Here is a 271-nt window from a genome sequence, read left to right as displayed (position 1 = left end):
CGGGTCCCATGGGCCACACGGTGCGGGACGTGGCGCTGCTGACCACCATCCTTGCCGGCACGGACCCCGCCGATCCGGCAACGGCCGAGGCCGACGCCCACCGCACGGATTTCGCTGCCGGGCTCTCGCCCACCGCGCTGAAGGGCGCGCGCATCGGCGTGCTGCGGTTCGAGGCCGGGTTCCACCCCGAAACGGACGCCGTCTTCGCCCACGCGCTGGAGGTGCTGAAGGCCGCCGGCGCGGAGCTTGTGGAGATCACCAAATACCCCGA

General features: G+C 72.3%; 1 protein-coding gene. It reads left to right on the top strand.

Features of this window, described 5'->3' with window-relative positions; all coding sequences use genetic code 11:
• Positions 1 to 29: 29 nt before the first annotated feature.
• Positions 30 to 271, top strand: a 242-nt coding sequence (locus ACZ3HG_RS23780; protein WP_465334846.1) for a hypothetical protein, incomplete at its 3' end; no start/stop codon positions are given.

Source organism: Erwinia sp. PME.40.26/001, from assembly GCF_055556675.1.
The sequence above is the reverse complement of the archived record's forward strand: the minus strand, read 5'-3'. Positions and strand labels throughout refer to the sequence as shown.